The 24012-nt window shown below is 45.9% G+C and carries 26 protein-coding genes, 1 pseudogene and 2 riboswitches; of the genes and pseudogenes, 15 read left to right on the forward strand and 12 right to left on the reverse strand.

All coding sequences use genetic code 11. From position 1 onward, the window contains the following. Nucleotides 1-79: 79 nt before the first annotated feature. Nucleotides 80-472, forward strand: a complete 393-nt coding sequence (locus ACTTK6_RS03800) for a rhodanese-like domain-containing protein (RefSeq protein WP_022793593.1) — start codon at nt 80-82, stop codon at nt 470-472. 57 nt (nt 473-529) lie between these two features. Here the strand turns inward: ACTTK6_RS03800 and gcvPB are convergent, their stop codons facing one another. Genes gcvPB through gcvT form a run of 3 tightly spaced genes read right to left on the reverse strand, consistent with a single transcriptional unit; the run spans nt 530 to nt 4484 of the window. Then, nucleotides 530-2011 carry an aminomethyl-transferring glycine dehydrogenase subunit GcvPB gene (gene gcvPB, locus ACTTK6_RS03805; protein WP_462832740.1) on the reverse strand — a complete coding sequence of 494 codons (1482 nt, stop codon included), beginning with the start codon at nt 2009-2011 and terminating at the stop codon, nt 530-532. After that, complete coding sequence (gcvPA, locus tag ACTTK6_RS03810) at nt 1998-3359, reverse strand: aminomethyl-transferring glycine dehydrogenase subunit GcvPA (RefSeq protein ID WP_462832741.1); 1362 nt, start codon at nt 3357-3359, stop codon at nt 1998-2000. The genes gcvPB and gcvPA overlap by 14 nt, the downstream gene beginning before the upstream one ends. Nucleotides 3360-3377: 18 nt before the next feature. Continuing rightward, nucleotides 3378-4484 (reverse strand): glycine cleavage system aminomethyltransferase GcvT, encoded by a 1107-nt coding sequence (gene gcvT / locus ACTTK6_RS03815; protein ID WP_094907935.1) that lies wholly within the window; start codon nt 4482-4484, stop codon nt 3378-3380. Between the two features lie 85 nt (nt 4485-4569). Next, nucleotides 4570-4656: riboswitch (glycine riboswitch) on the reverse strand. Nucleotides 4657-4659: 3 nt separating this feature from the next. Next, nucleotides 4660-4748: riboswitch (glycine riboswitch) on the reverse strand. Nucleotides 4749-4972: 224 nt separating this feature from the next. Here gcvT and ACTTK6_RS03820 point away from each other — a divergent pair. Next, a complete protein-coding gene (locus ACTTK6_RS03820; RefSeq protein ID WP_462832833.1) occupies nt 4973-5584 on the forward strand; it encodes an MBL fold metallo-hydrolase in 612 nt (203 codons plus the stop codon). Between the two features lie 109 nt (nt 5585-5693). On the opposite strand, the gene ACTTK6_RS03825 is transcribed toward ACTTK6_RS03820, so the two are convergent. Together ACTTK6_RS03825 and ACTTK6_RS03830 are read right to left on the reverse strand one after the other, a co-directional pair. Beyond that, entirely contained in the window at nt 5694-6806 is a 1113-nt protein-coding gene (locus ACTTK6_RS03825; RefSeq protein ID WP_094907936.1) for a CapA family protein, read from the reverse strand. Nucleotides 6807-6899: 93 nt separating this feature from the next. Next, nucleotides 6900-7373 (reverse strand): metal-dependent hydrolase, encoded by a 474-nt coding sequence (locus tag ACTTK6_RS03830; RefSeq protein WP_094907937.1) that lies wholly within the window; start codon nt 7371-7373, stop codon nt 6900-6902. A 155-nt stretch (nt 7374-7528) separates the two neighbouring features. Here ACTTK6_RS03830 and ACTTK6_RS03835 point away from each other — a divergent pair, with 155 nt between their 5' ends. From ACTTK6_RS03835 to ACTTK6_RS03850, 4 genes and pseudogenes are all read left to right on the forward strand, one after another. Next, nucleotides 7529-7861 carry a hypothetical protein gene (locus tag ACTTK6_RS03835; RefSeq protein WP_462832743.1) on the forward strand — a complete coding sequence of 111 codons (333 nt, stop codon included), beginning with the start codon at nt 7529-7531 and terminating at the stop codon, nt 7859-7861. Between the two features lie 326 nt (nt 7862-8187). Further along, nucleotides 8188-8328, forward strand: a pseudogene (locus ACTTK6_RS03840) (5-methyltetrahydropteroyltriglutamate--homocysteine S-methyltransferase); the annotation flags it as partial. 161 nt (nt 8329-8489) lie between these two features. Then, the gene (locus tag ACTTK6_RS03845; RefSeq protein WP_079476797.1) at nt 8490-8852 is read left to right on the forward strand and encodes a DUF2513 domain-containing protein; all 363 of its coding nucleotides are present in this window, start codon (nt 8490-8492) and stop codon (nt 8850-8852) included. 534 nt (nt 8853-9386) lie between these two features. Further along, nucleotides 9387-10094: a 3D domain-containing protein gene (locus ACTTK6_RS03850; protein WP_079476798.1), complete on the forward strand. Its 708-nt coding sequence runs from the start codon at nt 9387-9389 to the stop codon at nt 10092-10094. Nucleotides 10095-10180: 86 nt separating this feature from the next. On the opposite strand, the gene cynS is transcribed toward ACTTK6_RS03850, so the two are convergent. Further along, nucleotides 10181-10627 (reverse strand): cyanase, encoded by a 447-nt coding sequence (gene cynS, locus ACTTK6_RS03855; protein WP_094907939.1) that lies wholly within the window; start codon nt 10625-10627, stop codon nt 10181-10183. Between the two features lie 385 nt (nt 10628-11012). Between cynS and ACTTK6_RS03860 the strand changes: the two genes are divergently transcribed. Beyond that, nucleotides 11013-11864: a glycosyltransferase family 8 protein gene (locus tag ACTTK6_RS03860; protein WP_079476800.1), complete on the forward strand. Its 852-nt coding sequence runs from the start codon at nt 11013-11015 to the stop codon at nt 11862-11864. A gap of 35 nt (nt 11865-11899) precedes the next feature. Here the strand turns inward: ACTTK6_RS03860 and ACTTK6_RS03865 are convergent, their stop codons facing one another. The 5 genes from ACTTK6_RS03865 to ACTTK6_RS03885 all read right to left on the reverse strand — a co-directional run bounded on the left by ACTTK6_RS03865 (nt 11900) and on the right by ACTTK6_RS03885 (nt 18620). After that, nucleotides 11900-12601: a Na-translocating system protein MpsC family protein gene (locus tag ACTTK6_RS03865; RefSeq protein WP_462832745.1), complete on the reverse strand. Its 702-nt coding sequence runs from the start codon at nt 12599-12601 to the stop codon at nt 11900-11902. A gap of 361 nt (nt 12602-12962) precedes the next feature. Next, nucleotides 12963-14270: a Na+/H+ antiporter family protein gene (locus ACTTK6_RS03870; protein ID WP_079476802.1), complete on the reverse strand. Its 1308-nt coding sequence runs from the start codon at nt 14268-14270 to the stop codon at nt 12963-12965. Nucleotides 14271-14397: 127 nt separating this feature from the next. Beyond that, nucleotides 14398-14850, reverse strand: a complete 453-nt coding sequence (locus ACTTK6_RS03875) for a GNAT family N-acetyltransferase (protein ID WP_079476803.1) — start codon at nt 14848-14850, stop codon at nt 14398-14400. A 170-nt stretch (nt 14851-15020) separates the two neighbouring features. After that, nucleotides 15021-16739, reverse strand: coding sequence for an assimilatory sulfite reductase (NADPH) hemoprotein subunit (gene cysI / locus ACTTK6_RS03880; protein WP_462832746.1), 1719 nt, complete (start codon nt 16737-16739; stop codon nt 15021-15023). 27 nt (nt 16740-16766) lie between these two features. Continuing rightward, a complete protein-coding gene (locus ACTTK6_RS03885; RefSeq protein WP_079476805.1) occupies nt 16767-18620 on the reverse strand; it encodes an assimilatory sulfite reductase (NADPH) flavoprotein subunit in 1854 nt (617 codons plus the stop codon). A 307-nt stretch (nt 18621-18927) separates the two neighbouring features. Between ACTTK6_RS03885 and comGA the strand changes: the two genes are divergently transcribed. From comGA to ACTTK6_RS03925, 8 genes are all read left to right on the forward strand, one after another. Further along, on the forward strand, nt 18928-19932 hold the full coding sequence (gene comGA, locus ACTTK6_RS03890) for a competence type IV pilus ATPase ComGA (protein WP_179124134.1): 1005 nt from the start codon (nt 18928-18930) through the stop codon (nt 19930-19932). Next, entirely contained in the window at nt 19929-20969 is a 1041-nt protein-coding gene (gene comGB / locus ACTTK6_RS03895) for a competence type IV pilus assembly protein ComGB (protein ID WP_462832747.1), read from the forward strand. The genes comGA and comGB overlap by 4 nt, the downstream gene beginning before the upstream one ends. 16 nt (nt 20970-20985) lie before the next feature. Continuing rightward, complete coding sequence (locus ACTTK6_RS03900; RefSeq protein WP_158219063.1) at nt 20986-21138, forward strand: hypothetical protein; 153 nt, start codon at nt 20986-20988, stop codon at nt 21136-21138. Further along, nucleotides 21131-21430 (forward strand): competence type IV pilus major pilin ComGC, encoded by a 300-nt coding sequence (comGC, locus tag ACTTK6_RS03905; RefSeq protein WP_079476808.1) that lies wholly within the window; start codon nt 21131-21133, stop codon nt 21428-21430. The genes ACTTK6_RS03900 and comGC overlap by 8 nt, the downstream gene beginning before the upstream one ends. After that, nucleotides 21430-21882, forward strand: a complete 453-nt coding sequence (comGD, locus tag ACTTK6_RS03910; protein ID WP_462832748.1) for a competence type IV pilus minor pilin ComGD — start codon at nt 21430-21432, stop codon at nt 21880-21882. Before comGC ends, comGD begins: the two co-directional genes overlap by 1 nt. Further along, a complete protein-coding gene (locus tag ACTTK6_RS03915) occupies nt 21863-22192 on the forward strand; it encodes a hypothetical protein (protein ID WP_462832749.1) in 330 nt (109 codons plus the stop codon). Before comGD ends, ACTTK6_RS03915 begins: the two co-directional genes overlap by 20 nt. Further along, on the forward strand, nt 22173-22607 hold the full coding sequence (locus ACTTK6_RS03920; RefSeq protein WP_462832751.1) for a competence type IV pilus minor pilin ComGF: 435 nt from the start codon (nt 22173-22175) through the stop codon (nt 22605-22607). The genes ACTTK6_RS03915 and ACTTK6_RS03920 overlap by 20 nt, the downstream gene beginning before the upstream one ends. A gap of 130 nt (nt 22608-22737) precedes the next feature. After that, nucleotides 22738-22950 (forward strand): hypothetical protein, encoded by a 213-nt coding sequence (locus ACTTK6_RS03925; protein ID WP_462832752.1) that lies wholly within the window; start codon nt 22738-22740, stop codon nt 22948-22950. A gap of 36 nt (nt 22951-22986) precedes the next feature. Here ACTTK6_RS03925 and ACTTK6_RS03930 read toward each other — a convergent pair whose 3' ends face one another. After that, on the reverse strand, nt 22987-24009 hold the full coding sequence (locus ACTTK6_RS03930) for an MTH1187 family thiamine-binding protein (RefSeq protein ID WP_462832753.1): 1023 nt from the start codon (nt 24007-24009) through the stop codon (nt 22987-22989). Nucleotides 24010-24012: the final 3 nt, after the last annotated feature.

Below are 24012 nucleotides of genomic sequence, written 5' to 3' on the forward strand. Positions count from 1 at the left end.
ATTAGAAATCTGGCAAAGCAACGGGGTTATGCGTTATAATTAATTTGCAATCGACCTGGAAAGAGGTGAAATAATATATATGATATTTGAATGGTTATGGGTAGTGCTCATTGCAGTATTAGTTTTTCTGATTGTACGCCGGTTTGTCGGACCGAAGGACTTAACTGCATTACCACAGGAAGATTTTATCAAAGGCTATCGTAAAGCCCAGCTTATCGATGTGCGTGAGCCGAAAGAATACGATGGCGGCCACATTCTCGGGGCCCGGAATATTCCCGTTTCGCAAATGAAGCAGCGGATGGTTGAAATCCGGGAAGACCAGCCTGTTTATTTATACTGCCAGTCTGGCATGCGTTCAAAGCAAGCCGCAAAGCTGATCAAAAAGCATAAGGGAAACCGGGATATTTACCACCTGAAAGGCGGATTTAAGCGCTGGACAGGCAAAATCAGTAAAAAGAAAAAAAGCGCATAATTAAAGGGACGAGCAGGCGCTGCTCTTCCCTTTTTGTGTTTAATTTTCCTTTTATCGTTATTTCATGGATTTGAGCGAGGTTTCAGTATTATACGTCAGTACCGGTTTTCGTGCTGCCAGCGTCTCATCCAGTCTTCCGACTACGGTAGTATGAGGCGCTTCCTGTACCATTTCCGGGCTCTCCTCTGCCTCCCTGGCAATTTCAATCATGGCATCTGCGAAGGCATCAAGCGTTTCTTTGGCCTCGGTTTCGGTCGGTTCAACCATCATGCACTCTTCGACATTAATCGGAAAATAAATCGTTGGCGGATGATAGCCGTAATCCAGCAGTCGTTTAGCTATATCAAGCGTTCGTACTCCAAGCTGTTTCTGGCGCCTTCCTGATATAACAAATTCGTGCTTGCAGTGACGGCCATACGGAAGGTCAAAATACGGCTCGAGCCGTCTCATTAAATAATTGGCGTTCAGCACTGCATATTCCGAAACTTTTTTGAGTCCCTCTGCACCCATCGTCCGGATATAGGTATAAGCACGTACGTTAATGCCAAAGTTCCCGTAATACGGCTTTACGCGGCCGATGGAATGCGGACGGTCTTTGTCCCAGTAGTACTTATCATTTTCTTTCGTGAGTACCGGCCCGGGCAGATAAGGGATCAGCTCTTTTTTTACGCCCACCGGACCGCTGCCGGGACCGCCGCCTCCATGTGGGCCGGTGAATGTTTTATGGAGATTTAAGTGTACAACGTCAAAGCCCATATCTCCGGGCCTTGTGATGCCCATGATAGCATTGGAGTTGGCTCCGTCGTAATATAAACGCCCGCCAGCCCGGTGAATCGTATCCGCTATTTCCATAATGTCTTCTTCAAACAGCCCAAGCGTGTTTGGATTCGTGAGCATAAGGGCAGCCGTTCTTTCGCCCGTAACTTCTTTTAGATGCTCAAGATCCACCAGGCCCCGGGCGTCCGTCCGGACCGTCACATGATCAAATCCTGCCACTGTTGCTGAAGCAGGGTTCGTTCCGTGCGCAGAGTCGGGGACGATCACTTCGGTGCGTTCCGTTTCACCGTTTGCTTCGTGAAGCGCCCGTATCAGCATCAGGCCGGTCCACTCTCCCTGGGCGCCGGCTGCCGGCTGCAGAGTGACTTCGTCCATGCCGGTTATTTCAGCCAGGGCCTGCTGCAGGTCGTGCATCATTTCGAGATTCCCCTGCACCTGAGTCTCCGGCTGATACGGATGCGTCGCGGCAAATCCAGCCATGCGGGCAGTTTCTTCATTGATCTTCGGATTGTATTTCATTGTGCAGGAGCCGAGAGGATAAAAACCAGAATCCACCCCGTAGTTCCGGTTCGACAGGGCCGTATAGTGGCGTACTAACTGGAGCTCGGACACTTCCGGGAGCGCCGGTTCTTCGTTGCGGATACTAGCCTCCGGCAAAATGTCACTTAGGCTTTGCTCAGGAATATTTGTTTCGGGAAGCGAATACGCTACCCGGCCTGATTTGCTCTGTTCAAAAATTAATGGCTGGTTAGGCTGTTTCATGTACAAGCACCTCCAATTGGTCGGCAAAGGTTTCAAGCTGTTCTCTTGTCCGAAGTTCGGTCACACATACGAGCATCTGGCCTTTTTTATCCGCTGAAACCTCCCCTAAATCATAACCGCCAATGATTCCATGCTGAAATAATTGTTCATTTACCTCCGATGCCGGCCGGCTGAGATTGATGACAAATTCATTAAACGACGGTGATTCGTGGACCACCTGTATTCCTTTTTGCTTTAGCAGCTGCTTTAAAAAGTGAGTACCTTTAATATTTCGTTCTGCTGTTTCCCTCAAACCTTTTTTACCGAGAGCTGTCATCGCTACAGAAGCCGCCAACGCATTCAAAGCCTGGTTCGAGCAAATGTTGGAGGTCGCTTTATCCCGGCGGATGTGCTGCTCTCTTGCCTGGAGGGTCAGTACGTAGCCGCGGCTTCCGTCTTCATCTTCAGTCTGCCCGACAAGCCGTCCGGGAACTTTTCGAATGTGTTTTTTGGTAGTCGCGAAAAAACCACAGTGCGGTCCGCCAAACTGCATCGGGATGCCAAGCGGCTGGGCGTCTCCCGCAACAATATCCGCCCCAAAGTGCCCAGGGGGCGTCAGTATGCCCAGGGACAGAGGATTAGCAGAAACAATCATTAAAGAATTTTCTTTGTCGGCTGCCTGTCTTACAGCCGCTAAATCTTCAATGGTTCCGTAGAAGTTCGGGTATTGTACGATTACTCCTGCGGTATCAGCATCGATCGTCTTTTCAAGCTTATCCAGATCCGTGCGGCCATCTTTTTCAGGAACAATTTTCACTGTAAGGCCGGGGCCTGCCGCATAGGTTTTCAATACATCGAGCGCTTCGGGATGGATGGTTTCTGATACTACAATGGTCCGCCGTTTCCCTCTGTTCTCACTCGCAGCCATCAGCGCTGCTTCAGCAAGCGCTGTTGGCCCGTCATACATTGACGAATTAGCGATATCCATTCCCGTAAGTTCACTGATCATCGTTTGAAATTCAAATATTGCCTGCAGCTCGCCCTGCGAAATTTCAGGCTGGTACGGAGTATACGCCGTATAAAATTCTGAACGCCGTAGCACATGGTCGACGACCGTTGGTATATAATGCTCGTACACCCCTGCTCCGAGATAGGATACACAGTCCTGCACGTTAGCGTTCCTGTCACTAAGGCGTTTCATTTCCTTTAGAAGGTCCGTTTCCCCAAGAGCCTTTGGCAGATCCATTTCTCCGGCAAAGCGAATATTTTCCGGCACATCTTCAAATAATTCATCGATGGCATCCACGCCAATTGTTTTGAGCATTTCTTCTTTATCTTCACCAGTGACTGGCAAATAGCGATAATCCATTTTTGACGCCTCCTCGTATTATTTTTTCCGTTTGTAAAAAGGCACAGCTGCCACTTTCGCCCGCTTGGCTTTTCCACGCACATCCACCGCTACCGCCTGATCCAGGTTGCTCCATTCGGCATTTAAAAGTGCGAGTCCTACGTTTTTTTTGAGCGTCGGGGACTGGGTGCCTGTCGTGATCCATCCTATTTCTGCTCCGTCATCATTTCGTACGCCGTATCCCGGACGGGGTATCGCCTTATCGACCATTTCAATACCGACCAGCTTGCGTTTCAGTCCTGCTTCTTTTTGTTCCTTTAAAGCTTCTTTTCCGATAAAATCATTTTCTTGCTTCAGTTTTACACAAAAGCCGATGCCGGCTTCAAGCGGGGTGATATCTGCACTCAGTTCCTGTCCATACAACGGCAGCTTCGCTTCAAACCTCAGGGTATCCCTTGCGCCAAGTCCACAAGGGACAATGCCTCTGCTTTTTCCAGCTTCCATAATAGTCTCCCAGCAGTAAAGCGCATCCCCGGAGCGGCAGTATAATTCAAATCCGTCCTCACCGGTATAGCCAGTTCTTGATATAAGAACGTTTCCTGTTTCTCCGATAGAAGCACTGGCAGCAAATCGAAAAGGCAGTATTTCTGAAAGAGATGCGTCGGTTACTTTCTGTAGTATCGTTTCCGCCTCCGGGCCCTGCACCGCAATTAATGCTGTCCTTTCTGAGATATCCGTGATGCTTACGTTTTCCGTCCCGTGCCGGCGAAGCCATTCGAGGTCCTTCTCAATATTGGCTGCGTTTAAAACAAGCATGTATTTTTCTTCTTCGAGCTGGTACACGAGCAGGTCGTCAACTGTGCCGCCATTTTCATAGCACATAGCGGTGTACAGCGCTTTGCCGGGCTCCAGGTTTTTTATGTTATTTGTGAGCATGTACTGCAGAAAATCAGCAGCCTCTGGACCCTCTACGATCGCCTCGCCCATATGGGAGACGTCGAACAGGCCGGCTTTTGTACGAACCGCTTCGTGTTCGCTTTTGATGCCCGAAAACTGAACTGCCATTTCCCAACCACCAAAATCGACAGTTTTAGCTCCGTATTTTTCATACACTGAATACAGCGGAGTTCGTTTTAGTTCTGCCAAAGAAATCACCTCGTTTAATTATTTTTTCTGAAAAATCAAAACAGTAAAAAACAAAAAAAGACAGAGCTCCCATGAATTATGGAAGCTCTGTCCTATAACCAGAAAGTTTCTCCTTTCCGCAATGCAGAAAGAGTGTCTTCGTGGGTGGCTTCAAAAGAAGCGCTCTCCAGAGGAGCGTCCAGTAAGAGTCTGTTTGCCTGAGAGATTCACCTGTTACGGTTTGCTCCTTCGGCGCTGCCTGGCAGTCTCTCCCCTTACCATCATCCGCGCATTATATGTACGTTCTTATTTGCTCATATTTTATCATTAATTCATATAAAAACCAATGCTAAAAAAAATGAAACCGAACATTTTCAATAAAACCATATTAATTATTCGTATGTATGTGCAGATCGGTTATTTCTTCCGGGAAAAATATTGTTTATACTAAAGACAGTATACTAATTGGAGGGAAACTATGAACTGGAAAACAGCTACCGCTTGGACCACTGCAGACAAACTGCTATGTTCTGTACGATAATGATAAAAACGCTGTTATTATTGACCCGGCCGGTGATGCCGATAAACTGCTCACCTTTCTCCAGGAAAACGAGCTTCACCCCGTAGCAATTCTGTTAACACACGCCCATTTTGATCATATTGGGGCGCTTGATACTGCTCGGGAAGCATACAATATCCCGGTTTATCTTCACGAACAGGAAAGTGACTGGCTTGAAGACCCTCAGAAAAACGGTTCGAGCCGTATGATGCCAGAGGCTGCATTTACCACGAAGCCTGCCGATCACTTGCTGCAGTCAGAAGGAAGGCTTCAATTTGGCGGTTTTGAATTTCAATGGCTTCACACACCGGGGCATTCCCCGGGAAGTGTTTCCTATTGGCATAAAGAAACTAACACAGTATTTTCTGGTGACGTGTTGTTTTCAGGCGGGGTTGGCCGGACCGATCTCTACGGCGGCGATATGGATACACTGTTAGCCTCCATACACGAGCAGCTGCTTGACCTTCCTGAAAATACGGTTGTAGCCTGCGGCCACGGCCCCTTTACAGATATCGAAACCGAAATGAATTCCAATCCGTTTATTAATGGATTTGGTGCATAATGTGATAAGGACCCCTGTTTTTAAACAGAGGTCCTTTTATAATATATTACAGTGTTTGAAATTATCTTGAGCCCGGCTCCCTGTTTTCATCTGAATACTAAGATGCCCGTTACTCTGCTTCTTCCATCCATTGATATACGTGTTCATGCAGCTCTTGTTCCGTTTCTCCGCCTTCAGCCGGGTGCTCTGCTTCAGCCATCGGTTTTACCGTATATTGGTCTTCAGGGCCCGGAACTACCTGAGTAAAGTCAACGTTTGGGTTCGTTATGTTTATTTTTTCCCCGTCTTTTTCTATATCGAATGTTGCAATGCCGCCTGTATCGGTATAGTCCGTATCCTGCCCGGAATAAAAATTACCAAGCGAATAATAAACCAGCGTCTCATTGCCTTCTTCGCCCTCCACCCATTCCATCGGCTGAAGCACGTGAGGATGGTGGCCAAGAACTACGTCCACTTCCAGATCTGCAAGAAACTGAGCCAGTTCTTTCTGTTCTTCATTGGGGAGTCTTTCGTATTCACTTCCCCAGTGCATATTCACTACCACAACATCCGATTCATCTCTCATCGCTTCAACGTCTTCCTGTATTTGTTCCTTATCAATTTTCTGAACGACATAATCGTGCTCCTCCGGAATCGAAATGCCGTTCAACCCATACGTATAAGATAGAAAACCAATATCAACGTCTTTCACGTTTACGATACGCTTGCGCTCTGCATCCTCTTCGTCTTTATATACCCCTACGTAGTCCATGCCAATCTGCTCATAATGATTAATCGCGTTATTTACAGCTTCCATTCCGCGGTCGAGTGTATGGTTATTGGCCCCGGAAAGCATGTCCACTCCGGCATCCTGAAGATCATCTACAATCGCGTACGGGCTGTTAAAAGAAGGATAAGCTGACAAGCCGAGCTCTTCCCCGCCAGGGATCGATTCCTGGTTCACAATCATATAATCCGGTTCCTTAAGCATGGGCGTAACTGCCTTCAATGCCGGCGTGAAGTCATACTCTCCGTCTTCTTCCATCCTTTTATATACGCGTCCATGCAGCAGCACATCCCCAGCTGCTCCAACCGTGACGCTCTCATCTTCCTGTTTTTGCTCCTGTCTTTCAGTCTCTTTTTGTGTCTCTGAATTTTCGTTTTCCTGCGCTGATTCTTCCCCGGTGCTGCAGCCGCTCAGAACAATAAAACCAACAGTTATGCCTGCATAAAATTTTCGCATGAGTCCCTCTTTTCATTCAAATAGAATTACTAGTCGAAATATACTATAAGTTTACTAATAACTTCATAGAAATTGAAGGGGTTTCATAGCTTTTCATGGCTGCCGGGGAGAAACGTTTTTTCTTCCACGGATAATTAGTATTCCCAAAATACATAATAGCGGTACAATCACCCACCATTCCTGAGTAAGCAACGGATAGGAAAAGTTTTTCGTGGCCACTGGGTATAAAAGCTGGGTGCCATTTCCAAGAAAGTCAATCAGCATAGAGCCCGCCCCCAGCGTAACAAACGCAGCCGCCCAGGCTTTAGGAAATCCTCCACCCAAGGCAGGGCGAACAACTGCAGCGAGCGCCGCAGCAATAAACGGCATTGTTAAAAGCGTATGAAAGATATAGTTGCCAAATAATTTTGGAATATCAGGCACTAGTACTATCGCCCCGAATGCCATGATTTTCAGGCGATCTGAACTGATTAACCACGGGCTTCCGTAAAATATATACATTATCGCTGCACCAGTCAGCAGGTGAAGCAGTGTGCTTGGTACATGTTCAATTAAAATTTCAATCACAGGCGGTCCTTCTTTCTGCTGGAGATGATTGTTTTATTCACGGTTTTTTATTTTCATAAACTTTATCCGGGGTGCTCTAATTCACCAGGTTGGATTATACAGCTGTCAGGGTATGAAAAGAAAAGCACACAATTTATTTTCAGGAGTGATTTATAATGATTTCCGTGGAAAAACCTTCTGCACTCAACCGGGCGAGAAAGAAAAAAGTTGAGGCAATGAAGGCTGAAGGAGACTTTGCCAGCCAGTTGAAAACCATTCTGGTTTTTCAGCACATGGATAAGCACTCAGCTGATAAAATGGACAACAGCTTTCGCCCGAAAAAAGCTATTTTTGCTCTTACCGGGGAAAAAATGTCCTTAAAAGACATAGCTTTTGTCATTAAATTAAAAGGATTTAACGGCCTTTATCGTTTGTTTTCCGCTTATAGTACTGTTTCTCATACAAATGAGTCTGGCGAAGCAGTCGTTATTTTTCAGCGGCGCCGTTAATGGAGACTATATAAAAAAACCAAATCCGTCTTTTATTCTTGCCTAAGCACAGCATACGGCCAATGGTTTGTATAGACAAACCGTTACCTGCTTCCATATACTATTAATAGGTGAATAGACAGAAAAAGCGGGGCCTTTTTGTTTTTCCTGTCGAATTTTAAATTTCTACATATTACAGAGGAGTGGGTAGTTTAACGCAAGCACCGTTTCGAGCGGAACATGCTGGGAATTTCCTTCGTCCGGAGCGACTTAAAAAGCCCGGTAACGGTATTCAGATGGTGAATTAAGCGCCGAAGCACTATGGGCCGTTACTGCAGGAAGCTGAAAAACATACGCCGCTTGAACAACCCGGTTTAAGCCCGCAGTGCGGCTTTGCTTCTACCGAAGAAGGTAATATTTTTACAGAAGAAGAGCAATGGGCGAAAGTACGCCACGTCGTTTCTCTTGCCGAAGACGTCTGGAATTAAGTATTCGGAAAAGAAGCCGGCGCCCCGGCTTCTTTTTTTATCACACCCACGAAGAGTAATGATTTATCTCTTCGCTGCGTTCGAATGCATAAATCTTTTCTGGCATTTATCACGGTCCCAATATTATAATTTCAGTAAGTATAAAAAAGGTGGAAGATAAAATGGTGATGGAAAGAGATATGGAAGCAATCAGGAAGCTGTTGATCGACTTGAAGGAGCAAAAACCCGGCTTCAGCCTGACATCCAAAAACGAAGAAACCGATTATTACATGTATTTGCTCACCGAAGGAGGCCTGATTGAGGCTACCCGCCACAAAACATTAAGCAAGCAGGTAACAAGCTATCACAATATTAAAATCACTTTTGCCGGCCATGATTTCATTGATGTGGCCGAGGATGAGGATATTTGGAACAGAACTCAGGAAAAAGCCATGGAAAAGGGCTGGTCAATGTCCAATATCCCTCTGACCGTTTTGACTGACCTACTTAAAACTACGCTCTACCAGCATTTAAGCAATGACTGACAGGCAGAATTAATCACAACTAATTTCTTATGTTTCAGGTTTTCTCACATAGCTCTCTTTAAGCCCCCTGGTTTATCAGGGGGCTTTTTTCATTTGTATACCCTGGCAAATGCTTTCACCTCCCTTTCTTTGCTTATTTACCTTCCACAATTTTTTAATTCTATTACCCACTGAAAAATTGGTACATTCTTCTTGCTCAATTAAAATCATACTGTTTTTTCGCTATTTTAATTTGTAACATTACGTTCGCGTTATTGGAAATATGACTTAGGAAAATACTTTTTATCTCTTTATTAATAAGGGTTTTTTAATATTACACATAATTTTTCATATATTTCAGAATGCTTAACCTTGTTACGTTTGCATTACATTCGTCCTATTTAACTTGAAAGTTTTTCTGCTTCAAGTTAAATTTACAAACATGCGACAGGCTAATTCACCATACGTATCTCAAAACTTATTTGCTCACATTCATTAACATTAAATACTTACAAATAAAAATTTTTATACTCTCTGAGGAGGAATTTTTTAATTATGATGAAAACTACGAAAGCTTCACATTGGATCGGCGGCGCAGTTCTTGGTACAGCTTTAGCTTTTGCAGCACCAGCGGTAAGTGACGCATCAGACAGTCTGCTTGTTCAGGGCGATTCCAATGATTCCGTATCCGAAGCCCAGTCTGTACTCGACGATAAAGGGTACTACGATTACGAAGTGGACGGAATTTTCGGTTCAATCACTGCAGCTGCTGTTCGTGATTTTCAGGCTGACGAAGGTCTTACGGTCGATGGTATCATCGGGCCAAATACAAAAGCAGCACTTTACGGGGAAAGCTCCAGCAGTTCCAGTGAAAATGAGGCTGTAGAAAGCTCTGAAGCGGACGGCAGCGGCAAGGAAGCAGTAGAATCTGCCTCCACTTCTGAAAGCAGCAGCTCTAAAGACACTTCCGGCGGAGAGTCCATGACAGTTGAAGCTACTGCTTATACAGCTGACTGCGCAGGCTGCAGCGGCATCACTGCTACAGGGGTTAACTTAAATACCAACCGTTATGCAAAAGTAATAGCTGTAGACCCTGATGTTATTCCACTTGGCTCTGAAGTACAAATCGAAGGCATGGGTACTTATACGGCAGCGGATACTGGCGGAGCCATTAACGGGAATCGCATTGACGTTCACGTTCCAAGCAAATCTGAAGCATATTCTTTTGGGCGCCGAAGCGTTGAAGTAACCGTAGTAGACTAATCTACTTATTGGATTTTATAGTGAAATGAAAAGACGCCTTTCCATTTTGATTGGAAAGGCGTCTCTTTTATGATGGCTTTAGTCGTTTACCATTTTGTGTACGGGAGAAATTTACCGTTCAACGTGACTACTACCCGGTCTCCACCTGGATCCTCCTCACGCTCTACGTCCATTTTAAAATCGATGGCGCTCATAATGCCATCACCGAATTCTTCATGAATAATTTCCTTTAATGTGGTGCCGTATACCTGAGTAATCTCATGGAATCGATAAATAAGCGGATCTGTTGGAACGTCTTCGCTTAATGAGCCTTTGTACGGTGGCGTCATCAGTTCATGCTTGATTTCCTCATAAGGAATTTCAAGGTAGTTCAAGAGCGCTTCTGCTTCTTTTTCATCCATCGATGCCTGGCCCTGAATAACAGCAGCCACCCATGTTTTATTGCGACCCACAGCTTCCGCTAGATCCTGATAAGTAGCTCTTTTTCGATTTTTTGCTTCTATCAGCTTGGCGGTGACTTCACTCATATCCATTTATTTTATCTCCTTCCTTGTTTTGTTCTATTTCACCTTAACATGCAGCCATTACCTGAATATATGAATACCGTCATCTTTTTTAATATAAATTAGAAGCAGCAAGCGTTAAATCTAGTTCTAACAGTTCATTTTTCCTCAATACCCCGTTTTATTGTTTCAAAAAGATGCGTCAGGGATATATGTATAGTTACCTGCCCATTTTTATGCTGTTTTTAAAAGTGACTCTACCAGTCTTCAGCAGCAATGAGTTAGACCATTGGGAGCTAATCATAAGCTGAAAAGAAAAAGCCCGAGCGCTGATTCTTTTTAGTTCCAGGCATGCATCGGGTGCTTCTGTGACTAAACCAGATTATTACTATTACCCCATGAAGGAGTGCTTGCAATGTCTTATTCTTCTCCCTATATTGTTACAACGGTTGCTGACGCAAATTATGCGGAGCATACAGCTGTTTCCCTGACTTCCTTGCTTACGAACACAGCGAAGCCGGAAAGTATCGAATTTCACGTTATCGAAACTGGCTGGAGCAGCTACCAAAAGCAAATGCTCGAACAACTCGGAGCTCATTTTAAATCCCGTGTCGTCTTCCATGCGATCGACACAAACAAGTATAAAAACCTTTTTCAGGCAAACCATAAATATTCTTATCACATTACTAACGCTGCCTATTACCGGTTATCCATTCCATACTTGTTTACCGACGTAAATAAAGTATTGTATATCGACTGCGATACCATCATTCAAGAGGATATTACAGTACTCTGGAAGGTTCCCTTGCGGCGCCAGGTTATTGCCGCAGTAGAAAACTTCGGCGGTTTTTACCGTAATGATGACCTATTTATGCCCCCCGAAGCTAAGTATTTTAATTCCGGAGTGATGATGATTCAGGTTCCGAATTGGAAAAAACACCAGGTGACCGATCAAGTCGTTCAGTTTATCCAGAAGCATGAAAGCCGGATGCTTTACCACGACCAGGACGGTCTGAATGCTGTGCTTTATAACCATTGGTTCGAGCTCCACCCGAAATGGAATACGATGACCGATATGTTCCTGAAGGCTGTGCCCGATACCAGGCAGGGAAAAAAGGTAACCAGCGCTGCCGGAAACCCGGCCGTTGTCCATTATACCGGCCCGGAAAAACCGTGGCAGCCAAACACCAGGCATCCTTTAAAATCTCTGTATCATAAATACGCCGCCCAAAAAGAAGAAATTGTAGTAAAACCAACTTCCCTATAATATTCCTGCCGCACTTCATCTATAAATGTGCGGCTTTATTTTGCTTCAGACTCCTTGCTGCTGCAGATAAATATTAAATAATTAATATCTTTGTCTAAGTCCCAGATAATAAACGGATCAATCACTTCCCGGGGCATCAGAGCCAGTAAATTTGTTTCTTCAATAATGCTTTTCACAAGTGTCGTTTTCGCGGCTTCAATTTCCTCGGCATGGCCTTCCTCAATAAGCTGGCGCTCTACCGGGGTCAATACACTGGTTCGTTCAATCAGTACTACGCGGTGGTTTAAAGGCTTTGTATCTACTACAGCTGAGAGCCCTTCTTTATTTTCTCCCGCTTTTTTCACTACGCTGTTTACCTCTTCCTGCCATTTATACGCTGTGCCGGATTCCTGCTCCAAAGGCGTATCGATTGTACCAAAAATGACCCCGGAGCGATGGTGCAGGTTCCAGTTCGTGTAAATGTCGAGTATTTCCTCTCCAGTCACTGCTTCAAGCTCTGCTTTAATATCGGCATACAGGACACCCATCAGCATCTCCCTAAGCTCTTCCACTTTTCTGCCCTCATTTTTTTGAATCAAAATTTGTTCCATCGGTACCAGAAAATCACGAATATGGACACAAAAATACGGCGGTGCCCATGTCGTATGTACAGAGATTGGGCCTTTTCCAAAACTCTTCCGCAATACCTTTCCGATATATCCAGCTATTGCTGATTGCACTTCCTTTACTTCTGACATGACACTCTTCTCCTTTTCTTTCAAACCTTATCTTGTTGTACAAGCTTATATACAGCAACCTAAAGAAACGCGCGAAGCCTTATAAAAGCATAAAAAAAGCCACAGAGGAAAAATATCCTTTGTAGCTTACCGTTTAGCTCAAATGTCTAACGATCCTGCATCAATCACTATGTTATTTGGTTGTACGTGGAGTCCTCCGAAAAAGGGTCCATGAACCTTATCTTCCGTCACTATAACGACTTATTTTCAGCCCTATTGTCTAAAAATTTCTATCGTCTGTATAAAACATTCATTTTTTATTCACATTTCACTTTACCTGTTTTGAATCAATTTTGCAATGAATGGATTTACTGGATGGATGCTATAAAATAAACGCCGCTGCCAGGCCACAGATAAACAAGGGGATATTAAAGTGTAGAAATGTGGGTACACATGTGTCCCAAATATGATCATGACGGCCATCAGCATTCAGCCCCGCTGTTGGGCCGAGTGTGCTGTCAGAAGCCGGGGAGCCCGCGTCTCCAATTGCTCCAGCAGTGCCGATTAAAGCTGCTGTAGCAAGCGGTGAAAAGCCGAGTGAGGCACTCAGTGGCACAAACAACGCTGCAAGGATAGGAATCGTTCCAAACGAAGAGCCGATGCCCATGGTAATCAATAGCCCTGTTAAAAGCATTACTACTGCCCCGAGCAGCTGGCTTCCTCCAAGTATGTCAGAAGTAACTGCCACTAATTCCTCCACTGCTCCTGTGTCCTGGAGCACGGTAGCATATCCGGAGGCAAGCAGCATAACAAAGGCGATCATCCCCATCATGCGTACACCGTCATTCACTGTCTGGTCGGCTTCTATAATTGGCACCACCCGGAAAATGAACATGGCTGCAATACCTGTCAACGCACCAATTACTAAAGATTCTGTCCATACCTGAACCACGAGCGCACAGACGATCGCAATTAACGTCAATAGATGTGACAACCGGAATTTATTTGTGTTTTTCAAGCCATTTTCCGCTTCTGTAACGTCTACGTTTCCTGCCCCGGTTTCTTTTTCCCTGCGATACGTAATGAATACAGCCACCAGCAGACCGGCCACCATGCCCACTACTGGAATAAGCATCGCCTGCCAAATCTGTCCGAAAGCAATATTCATGCCGTTTTCGTTCATGCTCTCCTGTATAATTTGATGAAATATTAAACCATATCCTGCAGGAATCAGCATATACGGCGCCTTTAAGCCGAAAGTCAAGCTGACCGCCACCGCCCGCCGGTTGATTTTCATATGGTCAAACAAATACAAAAGCGGCGGGATGAGTATTGGTATAAAGGCAATATGTACTGGGATAACATTCTGCGACAGGCAGGCCACCCCTGCAATAGTCAGCAGTAAAGCCGCCCGTTTATTCTTTAACAGCTTCACTAAATGCGTAACTAAAAAACCTGTAATACCCGAATAACCAATCATGACAGCAAAAACACCGAGCAGGATATAGCTGAGAGCGGTATCCGCCCGGCCGCCCATGCCTGATACGAGCATTTCGACGGAATCGGTAAATGAAAGTCCGGCGATCAGTCCTGCGGTGACTGCTGCCCCCATTAGTGCAAGAATGACATTCAGCCGGAAGAGACTCAGTACAATTAATACCAGCACTGAAACAATAACTGCGTACTCCACTTTGTTTCCCTCGTTTCTCTTCTTTGATCGTTTATGTATATGAATGTGTGTTAAACGCACAAAGAAGATTTTAGCATAAATCCTTTAGCCTGCTCAAACTTTATCAGAGTAAAACATTGTTCGCCACTTAAAACTCCCACTCGTAATGAGTCCAGGCACTTTTTGCCCCGCCGAGCGACTCGTAAAGCCTTCGTGCTTTGTGATTCATCCGGTCTGTTTCAAGCACCATTCCGGCAAAATCCTCCGACTGTACATAAGAAAGCACAAATTCGAGAAGCTCTTTCCCGTAATGATGCCCCTGAAACTCCGGAGTGATATACAGATCGTTTAAGATAGCTGTTTTTTTAACCTTAAGGGTGCTGAATGTCTGGTATAAAGTAGCAAAGCCGATCAGGTCACCGTAATGCTCCACAATAAATTGAATGCCTGTTTCTGGCTGGGCCAAAAGTTTTTTAATTAACGTTTTTAATTTGCCGATGCCGGGATCGGGGTGATCATAGTGGTCTACAATGTATGTCTGCATTACTTCTGCAAGTTCCGGAATATCTTCTGCTTCTACGGTTCGGATTCTTATACTCATGACTGCCTCCTGCATAGTTCTATTACCTTGCTCATAATTGCCTCATCGCACTATAGTTCATCTTATGGCACATAGAAACAGGATACAACCCTGAAACTAAAAGCTGCTGCCGGAAAATATCTTTTTAATTTCATAAAAAACAGGAGCAGCGTAAGCTGCCCCCGTTTTTATCAGTCATGAAAATTTGTGCCGTCAGTAGTTGCTTCAATATAATTTGCGCGGATAACGAAATCCCCAAAATGCTCTCCTTCATACCTCTCTTTGGCAAAACGGGCAAACATTGGTTCAAGCTCGCTTAGTATCTCTTCTTCCCCGATATTTTCCCGATAAAGCTTGCTAAGGCGGTCTCCGTTAAAGCTTGCTCCTAAATACATGTTATATTTACCGGGAGCTTTTCCGATAAAGCCGATTTCCCCAAGCGCAGAACGGGCACAGCCATTTGGACAGCCCGTCATGCGGATTATAATATCTTCATCCCGCAGGCCCTGCTCCTCAAGCATCACTTCAAGTTTATCGACCAAGGACGGAAGGTAACGCTCGGCTTCTGCCATCGCGAGTCCACAGGTCGGGAAAGCCACACAGGCCATAGAATTCCGGCGGAGAGCAGAATAGTGTTTTCCATCTGTAAGGCCATAATCCTCAATCAATTTATTGATCTGCCGTTTTTTATGGCTCGTAATATCAGAAATAACCACATTCTGGTTCGGTGTCATTCGAAAATCACCGGTGTGAATTCTGGCTATTTCACGAAGGCCGGTCATTAATTGATAGTTCTCCTGATCCTTGATTCTCCCATTTTCGATAAACAGGGTAAAATGCCATTTACCGTCATTGCCTTTAACCCATCCATACTCGTCCCCGTTGCTTTCGAACTCATATGGACGGGCGGCCTCTACTTCATAGCCGAGACGCTCGTTCAATTCGCTTTTCAGCCATTCAACCCCGTAGCGGTCAATCGTATATTTGAACCGGGCATTTTTCCGGTTGGAACGGTTGCCGTAGTCGCGCTGGATCGTCAGCAGCTTCTCGGAAGCATTCACCACTTCTTCTTTTGGCACAAAGCCGATCACACGCCCAAGCTGCGGGTACGTATCCGGCTCACCATGCGTCATCCCCATGCCGCCGCCAACGGAGACGTTAAAGCCCTGCAACTCCCCATTTTCCACAATGGCAATGTATCCGATGTCCTGGGAGAAAACATCAATATCATTGGACGGGGGCACTGCTACGCCGATCTTGAATTTTCTCGGCAGATACGTTTCGCCGTAGATGGGTTCAACTACTTCTTTACTGTCCGCCACTTTTTCTTCATCAAGCCAAATTTCATGATAGGCCGTGGTGCGCGGCAGCAAATGGTCGCTGATCTGTTTGGAATATTCATATACTTCTTCATGCACATCGGATTGATGCGGGTTCACGTTACACATAACGTTTCTGTTAACGTCTCCACAGGCGGCAATCGAATCCATCATGGCTGCATTAATTTCCTGCAGATTCTTTTTCATATTCCATTTGAGAATCCCGTGCATTTGAAACGTCTGCCGGGTAGTGAGCCGGAGAGTGCCGTTGCCGTATTTATGCGACACTTCGTCCATTGTGAGCCACTGTTCCGGTGTAATGACGCCTGCCGGCAAACGTACGCGGAGCATAAACTGGTATGCGGGTTCAAGCTTTTGCTGGCGGCGCTCGTTGCGCAGGTCCCGGTCATCCTGCATATAGCTTCCGTGAAACTTCATCAGCTTTCCATCTGCTTCAGGAATGCTTGCAGTGATAGGATTTGCCATTGTTTTAACAAGCGTACCGCGTAAGAAGTTACTGTCTTTTTTCAAGTGCTCCATGCCATCTAACGGGGCATCTTGAATGTTTTTTAAGCTAGTGTATTCTGACATATGCGTTTAATTCCTCCCCGGTAGTTATTAATATACGTCACGCTGGTAGCGTTTTTGCTGCTGAAGATCGAGCATGTACGCTTCAGCTTCTTCATGGGTCATATTTCCTTCATTTTCAAGCACGGTCACGAGAGCTTCATGTACGTCATGGGCCATCCGCTTTTCATCACCGCAGATGTATAGGAACGCGCCATCCTGCAGCCACTGGTACACCTCTCCACTGTTTTCAAGAATCCGGTGCTGAACGTATACTTTTTCTTCATTGTCTCTCGAGAAGGCTACATCCATTTTGGATAAGGAACCGTCTTCAAGCCACTGTTGCCATTCTGTCTGATAGAGAAAATCGGTCCGGAAATGCTGGTCTCCGAAAAACAGCCAGGATTTTCCGTCCGCTTCCACTTCCTCCCGCTCTTCAACAAATGAACGGAATGGCGCGATTCCAGTTCCGGGCCCTACCATGATCACAGGGGCAGACGGGTTCTCCGGAAGCTTGAAATTCGGGTTGTGCTGAATGTAAATAGGGAGCGTATCCCCCGGCTCTGTGCGTTCTGCACACTGTCCAGAACAAACGCCAGTGCGTGGCCTCCCGTGGGCATCGTAGCGAACTGCGCCTACCGTTAAATGCACTTCATCCGGATTGGCAGATGGGCTGCTTGCAATGGAGTACAGGCGAGGCGGTATTTTCCTCAGATTACCCACCACGTCGGCAGCTCCCCCCTGCCACGGTCCATAATCCTTTAATAAATCTAACAGGTCGCGTCCTTCAAGGTACGTGCGCAGCTCATCAGCCTGTCCTGTTTCCAGGAGTTCCTGAAGCTTTTCGTTATTTGTCAGTTTGCTCATTTTTTCGAGCAGTGGTTTCGTTAATACTGTAATTTCAAAATGAGAGAGGAGTGCTTCCCGAAGCGAACGAATATCTCCCTGCTTGTTCAATACTACCGTTTCTTCCGGGTTCCAGTCCATTTCACGGATTAGCTGGTCCACCAGAAGCGGATCGTTTTCCGGGAACATGCCGAGGCTGTCCCCTGGTTCAAAGGTTAAACCTGAGCCTTCAAGCGATAGCTCTACGTGGCGGGTTTCCTTTGCGGATCCTCTGCCGTTTAAATTAATGTTCTCCAAAATTTCGGCCCGAAACGGATTTGTCCTTGAATATGCCGGCTGCTCTGCAGTCGGAGCAGTTGGTGCGGCTGCTCCTGCAGGGGCCGCTGCTGCCTGTGCTGTTTCTTCCTGAAGCTCATTCAGGCTTGATAGAACCCCCTGGATCCATTCTTCAGCATCGTCGTCAAAATCAACATCACAATCTACTCTCGGATACAGACGAGTACCTCCAAGGTTTTCGATCCGCTGATCCAGATCTTTACCTGTCTGGCAGAAATGTTCATAAGAAGTATCACCGAGTGCAAGCACAGAAAAGCGTGCATCTTCAAGTTTCGGAGCTTTACGTCCGTGCAGGAACTCATAAAAGGAAAGAGCGTTATCCGGTGGATCGCCTTCTCCGTGTGTACTTACAATAACCAAAAGGTTTTCAATCTTTTTCATATTTTTTGTCTTAAAATCGTCCATCGAACTTACGGTTACATTATATCCATGGTCCTTCAGCCTTCTCGAGCTGTCTTCGGCTATCATTTGGCCGTTTCCAGTCTGAGAGCCAAATAGAATAGTTACTTCTTTGGAAGCCGTTTCGGCCTGTTCGGCCTGCTGTGCCGGTGTTTCTTGGACAGCAGGTGCTTCAGCTGTTGCCGGTGCTGCTCCCGCGCTCGCCTGGGAAGCTAAATACCCACTTAACCAAATTTTCTGATTTTCTGTTAATGTTGGCAGGAGCTGGTTCAGTAAATCTACCTGCTCCTGGCTAAAAGGACTATTGGTAACCTGCAATTGCACTCTCTCCACCTCACAAATAAATTTAACTGCAATCTTATCATTCTAAGGACAAAATAATTTTTTCTCTGTCTTTATTTTATCCATGTGTATAAACTGGTCATTTTATTACGCTCAATTTTATCCGTATAATTCTTATGTGTCAAGTCGGTTTTAAATCCTTAAGGGAATAATGAGCAGTCTTTTATATTCTATCATACCCCTAAGTCCGTTACGTTCGCTTTAAAAAATTATTTACTTGAAAAAAATGGTAGATTATTGCGCAGTTTTACCATATAATAAAATTACTTTTCAGAAAGAAGGTGAGGCCTTGACCAATATCGAATCGTTTACACGGCAGTTGGTGCAGCAGGCAATAGCTGCAGGGGCATCGGATATTCATCTGCTGCCGTCTTATGCAGAAGCTTCTCTATATTTTCGTATTCACGGACGTCTCGAGCTTTCAGACACTTATTCAGCGGCTTTCGCACACAGGCTCATTACCCATTTGAAATTCAGAGCCGGTATGGATATCGGTGAACGAAGACGTCCGCAGGACGGCTCTCTTACGTACCGCTCGCTTCATCCTCCAGTACACCTTCGCCTTTCTACCATGCCTTCAGAACGTATGGAAAGCTTTTCTATCCGGCTGCTTCCGCAAACCTTTCACTATACCTTTCCACAGCTGTTTTTAACTTCCCACACTACCCGCTCATTCGAAAACGTGCTTGCTTCCCGTAAAGGGCTGGTTCTTTTAACCGGTGCCACAGGCTCGGGAAAATCTACTACTCTTTACGCTATGCTTGAACATCTGCTTTCCACCCAGCCACAGCGTATCATCACGATCGAAGACCCTGTCGAACTTCGTCTTCCCGGCTGCATCCAAACCGAAGTCAATGATAAAGCCGGCCTGACCTATGCTTCTCTGCTGAAAGCTTCCATGCGGCATGACCCGGATGTAATTATGATAGGGGAGATCCGGGACGGGGAAACAGCACATCTGGCACTGCGGGCGGCGCTCACCGGCCATCTGGTGCTCACTACTCTGCATGCCGGCAGTACGTTCGGGGTGCTCCGCAGATTGCTCGACCTTGGGCTCTCAAAAACAGATTTGTTTGAAACTATTACCTTCATCGCCCACCAACGGCTCGTTTCCACTTCTTCTCTTTCCGCTCCCAGGCGACTAGCGTTATTTGATTTTTCCACACGTCCAGATATTCATTCCATGCTTCATTCCGATCAACCACTCGATTTCTCCCGAATGAATGACCAGTTGAAACGAGGATACGCGCTCGGCTTATTTGGTAAAGAAACCTTTTCAGAGGCTCCTTTATGAGCCGGCTGTCAAAAAAGAGCTGGAAGCCGGAAGCGAAAGCGCTGTTTCTTCAGCAGCTAGGTGAACTGCTTGGCAGCGGCTATCATCTGGATCAATCCATTCAAATGCTTTCCTGGGAACAGCCTGCTTTCGTCACTGACTCTCTTCGAAGCATACGAAGACACCTTCGAAGCGGCCGGGAACTGCATCAGCTTTTACTTGACCATCATTTCCCCTCCGACATTGCTGCTTTTGTTTATTTTGCAGAACAGTCCGGACGTCTTTCCGAAGGATTAGCTGCAGCAGGCAGCCATTTTATGAACCGGCTGGAAGCATGGAGCAGTTTTCGTAAAGTTTTGTATTATCCAATGTTTCTTCTGTGGCTCCTGATTGTTCTCGCTTATGTTTTTGTGCGCTATCTTTTCCCCCAGTTTCTCGAGCTGTTTGAACAGCTGAGCATGGACCTCCCCTTTTATACCAGAATGATGATGAAAATGATTTCCTTTGCCCCTGTATTTTTTGTATCCATTTTTATGCTGCTGGCGGGGTTCGGGCTGTTTTACGCTTTTGCTGTCCGGCCAAAGCCTGCTTCTACACGGATTCTTTTTTGGTCAAGGGTGCCGTTTCTCCGCCCTTTTATTGCTATGAGGACTACCTCCTCTTTTGCGGAGCAGTTCGGCTACCTACTATTAAATGGCCTCTCTCTTGCCGAAAGCTGTCTTGTCTTAAAAAATCAGGCACACTCTCCGTTGTTTCAGGAAGAAGGAGGGCGCCTCGAGCAATTGCTTACTTCCGGGACTCCTCTGGCAGAAACGTTCCGGCCTCCCTGGTATCTCGAAAGCCTTAGGCAGGCGGTTCAATACGGGCAGTCCACTGGATCTCTTGGCAAGGTGCTTGTACAATACAGCAGCCAAACGCAGCATAAACTCGAAACGAGCATCCAGCGGTTGACCATGGCCGCCCAGCCTATTCTTTTCTTTTCCGTCGGCATTCTAATTTTAAGTCTTTTTGCTGCCGTATTTTTGCCTATGTACCACATGATTACTTCTATACAATAAAAAGGAGCGACTATTTATGCAAATACCTCACGATTATTTTTTTGAACGACTTTTGGTTCTTGAAAAACGCTTGACGGATCTTGAAAACCATAAAGAAGAAGACATCGCTTCTTTACTTCAGCTGCTTCGCCAATCCCGGGCCTCCAGAAAGGAAAAAAACTATGTTTAAAGACAGTAAAGGTTTCACCATGGTGGAAATGCTGATTGTGCTGCTTATTATTACCGTGCTTCTTTTAATTGCGATCCCAAATATCGGTACAAACAATCAGGTTGCCCAGTCTAAAGGATGCGATGCCACTATTCAGCTTTTAGAAACCCAGGCCGCAGCATACGAAGTGGAGTATGGCAGTGAACCCTCTTCCCTGCAGGACCTTGTGGAGGCTGATTATGTAGAAACTATTACCTGCCCGGACAATACCCCGCTCGTTTACAGTAACGGAGCTGTAAGTAAAGGATCCTGATGTCTTTTTTCTGTTCACGGGGCTATACCTTCCCGGAAGCTATCGCAGTACTGCTTATTTTCAGCGTACTTGCTGCCGTGCCGTTTATTCATTTCTCATCAGCATACGAGAGTGCACGTGAAGATCACTTCGTCAAGCAGCTGGAGGCGGACCTCGTTTACAGCCAGCACTATGCGTACTCCTATAACACCTCCACCCGCATGGAGTGGAACCAGGAGGAGAACTATTATATTCTTAGAGGCAACGACCGCAACAAACTCTACATCCACCGGACCATCCCCGAAGGATTTTTTTCGCCTACCACCTCCAAGATTTTCTTCGAAGAGATATCCTATAATGGAAATGGCGCTATTAAAAAACCAGGGACCATAATTCTCCACGGCCCGTCCCAGTCGTACCGTTTTATCTTTCAAATCGGAAGGGGGCGGCTTCGTGTTGAGAAATCCCCGTAATGGCTTTACCCTGATCGAAGCCGTCAGCGCTCTCTCACTTCTATTCGCTGTGTTTTTATTTACACTTCCCCTGCTTCATCAGACTTACAAGACCTGGGGCAGCCAGCAGCTGTATTACGAGCAGCTGTACGTGATGGAAAAGGAAGCAGGGCGTATTCACCAGTCTGCTTCTGCTGCTGTCGCCCCCGCTGCCTATACGAAAGGAAAAATCCATGTCCATATTAAGGTACACAAAAAAGGCTATAACGTGTGTACTTCCATCGAAGACACGAGAAACGAGCAGTGTGTCTATGTACTTCCGAAACAATAAAGGCATCACGCTTCCTGAGATGATTATTACGCTTATACTGTTCAGCCTCTGGGCTCTCGCCGCCGCAAAATTCAGCAGCCTGCTTTTAACCGACGTCCCTGCGCCTGATACTGAAGCGCGTTTATTTGTTCAGCAAATGGAAGAGGATATGCAGACCGCTCACACACTAACGTATGAAGAACAGCGATTCTACATTGAAGCCCATGAAAACACGTACGAATATTTCATGTCAGAAGGCCGGGTGATACGCCGAGTAGATAATGAAGGGTTTGAAATTATGCTTCAGGGAGCCTCTGCTTTTTTTGTTGAGGCCGGGGATTATGGCGCAGATGTGGAGGTGATCTTAAATAATGGACAGCCGATCCGCACCTTTCTTTCCTACCATACAGCCAAAGAGAAACTCCGCCCTGCGTGAAGGCTTTATCCTTCCTTCCACCATCTTCTTTCTTCTGTTTATCTTTTTATTCATGATACTGGCTGCGGGGCTTTTAAAGCTTCAGCTGCTTCAGCAGAATGAAGAGTTCGGCTCCCAGGATGTGAAATGGATGATACGGAATGCTGAAAATATTTATATTGAAGCTCCTTCCGAAGCCGGCCTCCTCTCCATGCCCGAGGGGAGCGTGGAGTGGGAAGAAAGCAGGCATGGCGAAACTAAATTCACGGCCCGCCACCGTATGGGATTTTCCAGACAGGTGGTTTACCCAACAGAATGGAAATCTTCTATTTATGAAGCCCGCTCCCGTACAGAGCATAAGTAAAGCCGGCAGAATTATTCTGCCGGCTTTACTCTCGTGCTATTGTTTTCTTGCGTTCTGCACGGACTCCATTTTCTTTTTCATTTGTTTTCCTTCTGCGTCCCGGCGGTCATCAATACGGATATTTGTTGATACTCGCTGGTAGCCTTCCTGAAATGGGATCTCGTGTATCTCTCTGACTGCCTGAAGCAGATCATCGATATTTCCTTCGAGAAGTGTACTCATCGGTGTCATTTCAATATCGATTTTATCGTTATGCTTTTCGAGCACGTCCTGAATTTTTGCCACGGTGTCCGACATCCCAGTCCCCTGTTTGTCTATAGGAGAGACTGTCACATCAACAATTGCCATAGATAACTGCTCCTTTCGTTTTCGTCGGAGCCGGTGTGGAAATTCATGTTCAGCCAGCGTGCGAAAAGCCGTAATTGCGGTTTGAACATGTACTTTCTCCGGCACCGAACAAGTAATGTTTCGTTGAAGCCAATACGAAGGCTTCAGCCATGTTTTTCTGCTGCCTGCAAAGTGCCGTTGAAGCACTTTTTCTGCCGCAAAAGCCATTGGTAGTGATATATAGGCACTGACAGCTATAAAAACATTTCCCGGAGAAGAAACAATGTAAACCGGAGACGCCATAACAAGAAACAAAATGAAGTATATAAACACAATATTGGTGGAGCAGTGGGGATTTGTAATTGAAGCAAGCTTGATTCTTCTCCAGGAGCTTTTTCGCGGGGCCCCCGAAAAGCTGAAAATTTTGTGTTCCGCCCCGTGAAACTTTTTAAGCTGTTCCGGAAAAATAAAATGTGTTCCCATGGCAAACAGCAGAAATGTATAAAACGGAAGCAGTTGAAAGGCTGCGGCTGTGAACCATGCCGCAGCTGCAAGCTTGTACCACCCAGGCATGGCACTTGCGACTGCTGTCATTACCTTTAAGTACGACCGCAGGGAAAGCGGAAGCAGCTCATTGTGGATCTTTCCTTCCCTGTCAATATAGGCTCTGCTGATAGAGGAGGCTCCAAAGAAAAACACTCCACGCTGATAAGAAAGCCCGCGGATTTTCATCCC

It is taken from the genome of Marinococcus salis, assembly GCF_054971365.1.